The sequence below is a fragment of the Myxococcus sp. AB036A genome (assembly GCF_006547355.1).
Classification (GTDB): Bacteria; Myxococcota; Myxococcia; order Myxococcales; family Myxococcaceae; genus Myxococcus; species Myxococcus virescens.
Map to the genome: position 1 here is coordinate 1 of NZ_VHLC01000202.1, position 3,559 is coordinate 3,559.

Sequence of the window (3,559 nt, forward strand, 5' to 3'; positions counted from 1 at the left end):
CCTTCGATTCCCTGGGCTTGAAGCCCGCGCTCGTCGAGGCGCTCAGTGCGCTCGGCTACGAGGAGCCCACCCCCATCCAGGCCGCCGCCCTCCCGCCACTGCTCGCGGGGAAGGACCTGCTCGGCATCGCCGCCACCGGCACCGGCAAGACGGCCGCCTTCGCCCTGCCCCTGCTCAACCACGTGGAGCCCGGCGCCTGCCGGCCCAACACCACGTCCGCGCTGGTGCTGGTCCCCACGCGCGAGCTGGCCATGCAGGTCTCCGAGGCCATCCACCGCTACGGCCAGAAGCTCGGCATCTCCGTGCTGCCCCTGTACGGCGGCCAGGTCATCGGCCAGCAGCTCCGCGTCCTCAAGCGCGGCGTGGACGTCGTCGTCGCCACGCCGGGCCGCGCGCTGGACCACCTGCGCCGAGGCACGTTGCAGCTCGATGACGTGCGCGTCGTCGTGCTCGACGAGGCCGACGAGATGCTCGACATGGGCTTCGCCGAGGACCTGGAGGCCATCCTCTCCGGCACGCCCGAGGACCGGCAGACGGCCCTCTTCTCCGCCACGCTCCCGCCGCGCATCGCCAGCATCGCCGAGCGCCACCTGCACGAGCCCGTGCGCGTGAAGATTGCCCGCGAGAAGGTGGAACAGGGGGAGATTCCCCGCGTCCGGCAGACGGCTTACGTCGTGCCGCGCGCCTTCAAGATCGCCACCCTGGGCCGCCTGCTCGACGTGGAGTCGCCCACCGCGGCCATCATCTTCTGCCGCACGCGCACGGAGGTGGACGACCTCACCGTCTCCCTCAACGGCCGCGGCTGGCGCGCTCACGCCCTGCACGGCGGCATGACGCAGGAGCAGCGAGACCGCGTCATCAAGCAGCTCAAGTCCCAGGGCACCGACCTGCTCGTGGCCACCGACGTCGCGGCGCGCGGCCTGGACATCCCCCGCCTGTCCCACGTGGTGAACTTCGACGTCCCCAACGCGCCCGAGGCCTACGTGCACCGCATCGGCCGCACGGGCCGCGCCGGTCGCGAGGGCGTGGCCATCACCCTGGTGGAGCCCCGTGAGCACCGGCTGCTGCGCAACATCGAGCGCGTCACCGGCCAGCGCATCGAAGTGGCCACCGTGCCCACCGTCGCGGACATGCGCGAGAAGCGGCAGGAGATGCTGCGCGCCTCCCTGCGCGAGACGCTGGTGGCCGGTGAGTACGAATCCCTCCGCAACGTGGTGGAGAGCCTGGCCAGCGAGTTCGACGCCATGGACATCGCCGCCGCCGCCGTGAAGCTCCTCCATGAGGCCCAGGACGAGGGCCGCGACACGGAGGAGACGGAGATCCCCGTCGTCGCGCCGCCGCAGGAGCGCCGTGAGCGCACGGGCAAGTTCGGAGCGCCCTCGGGGCGTCCGGGCCGTCCGGAGCGCGGCCCGAAGGCCCGCGGTGGCCCGCCGACGTGGGACGTCACCCGCCTGTGGATTGGCGCCGGCCGTCACGCCGGCGTACGCCCCGCCGACCTGGTGGGCGCCATCGCCGGGGAAGCAGGCGTCGAGTCCTCCAAGATTGGCGCCATCCAGATTGGCGACGCCTTCTCCCTGGTGGAGGTGCCGGAGTCCGACGCCAACCGCATCATCGCCGCGTTGAAGAACGCCACCCTGCGCGGCAAGAAGGTGCTCGTCCGTAAGGACCGGAGCTGACCTCCCGGCTCAAAAGGGAAATGCCCGCCTCGTGAGTGGGAGGATGACGAGCGAACCCGTCACGCTCACGAGGAGGGCTGAAATCCGTCAGGCCGCCCGCTCGGTCTGCGCGGCGGCTTCTTCCCGCGGCTCGGTGTTCGTCCGGCGCCGGGAGAAGAACCGGCGCCACGACAGCGCGAAGCCCGTGTAGACGAGGAACACGCCACCCAGCGACGCGATGGCGGCCACCAACTGGCCCCAGAGCCCCAGCGCCTCGCCGGTATGCAGGAAGCGCAGCCAGGTGCGCAGCTTCCGGCCGCTGTTGTGGTCCGCGTACGTCTCCTGCTTCGCCACCTCGCCCGAAAAGGGGTTGAGGGACACCTGCTTGGAGGAGAACGGCGGCCACGCATCCGCCTCGCGGAGGGTGACCGTCACCGCGTCCACGCTGTCCGCGCCACCCTTCTCGCCCCGCTCGCCCTTCGCCTCCGGACCACGGCCCCCCTGCGCGGGAGCCCCGCCCGGACGCGCTCCGCCGCCCAGGCGCACCGTGGCGGACGACCAGGTGGGCGACGTCTTCCACGCTTCGGCCATGAGGACATCCATCGGCTTGCGCGGCGTCTCCACCTCGGGCGCGGGCACCTTCACCGACGCCGAGCCCGGCGGCCCCTGCCTCGCCGGAGCCTCGTGGCCCATCACCGTGTAGACGAGGTCGGAGGCCCACTTGTACGAGATGACCATGCCCGACGCCGTGAGCACGACGAGCACCGGCAGCGACCAGAAGCCGATGACGTTGTGCCAGTTCCAGTCGCGCGCCTTGCCCTTCAGCCCACGCCGGAACCACAGCGACGGCCGCATGGCGCGCAGCGTCCACTTGCGCGGCCACCACAGGTAGAGGCCGGAGATGGCCAGGAAGAGGAACACCGCGTTGCTCGCGCCGGTGATCGCCTTGCCCACCGCGCGGTTGTCACCGCCGGCGGCCAGCCACCGGTGGAGCTCCACGTTCCATTGGAGGAAGCCGCGCAGGCCCGTCGCGCCATTCCCCAGCACCTCGCCGGTGTAGGGGTTGACGTAGGTCACCGAACCCCGGCCGATGCTCACGAGCACCGAGGACGTCGGCTCCGGATACACCGTCACTCCGGAGGGCTGTCCGTCCGTCCGCGCAGCGCGGACGCGCTCGACCAACGCCTCCACGGGGAGCCGGGGCGCGTCCGGAGACGGCGGCTGCACCGTCCGGACATCCCGCTCCGCCCATTCGATGAGCTGCTTCTCGAAGGCGATGACCACGCCCGTGAAGGACATGATCGCAATCACCAGCCCGGTGGCGATTCCGGCGATGAGATGAATCCAGAAGAGGATGTTTCGGAAGGTGCGCATGAAACGGCTCCAGCGCGGGCCGGAGCCCACGCGAGGAGAACTGGAGCGGACCCGGCGCGACACCGCGCCAGACTCACTTCAGGGAGAAGTTCACCGGAATGTCGATCATGACTCGCGCCAGCCGCCCCGAACGGCCCAGCGCGGGCGTGAAGTGCCACTGATTCACGGCGGCAATCGCCGCGGCGTCCAGGGCGGGCACGGAGCGCATCACCCGGGTGTGCTCCTGCTCCACCCGGCCGTCCGTGCCAACGATGACCCGCACCACCACCACGCCCTGGATGTTCCGCTGCTTCGCCAGCCGGGGGTAGTCCGGCCTGACCTGCTTGAGGACCGTGGGGGGCCGCATCACCTGCTTCAGCGTCAGCGCGTCGCCCGTGCCGCCAATGGCCGTCGACCCGACGATGCCTCCCCGCGTTCCACCCACGACGCCGCCGACCACGCCACCCACCACCCCGCCCACCGCGGACGCCTCGCTGCTCGCGGACGCCGGCTCCGCCTTCGCCACCGTGGGCTCGGGAGCAGGCTCGGGC

General features: G+C 71.4%; 3 protein-coding genes. 1 reads left to right on the forward strand and 2 read right to left on the reverse strand.

Annotated features, from left to right (window positions below; translation table 11 throughout):
• Positions 1-1,676 (forward strand): DEAD/DEAH box helicase (locus FL344_RS37935; RefSeq protein ID WP_141621928.1); only part of this gene is annotated, 1,676 nt, incomplete at its 5' end.
• An 87-nt stretch (positions 1,677-1,763) separates the two neighbouring features.
• On the opposite strand, the gene FL344_RS37940 is transcribed toward FL344_RS37935, so the two are convergent.
• Together FL344_RS37940 and FL344_RS37945 are read right to left on the reverse strand one after the other, a co-directional pair.
• The gene (locus tag FL344_RS37940; protein ID WP_141621929.1) at positions 1,764-3,029 is read right to left on the reverse strand and encodes a PepSY domain-containing protein; all 1,266 of its coding nucleotides are present in this window, start codon (positions 3,027-3,029) and stop codon (positions 1,764-1,766) included.
• Positions 3,030-3,102: 73 nt separating this feature from the next.
• Positions 3,103-3,559: TonB family protein (locus FL344_RS37945; protein ID WP_141621930.1), on the reverse strand; the 457-nt coding region annotated here is incomplete at its 5' end.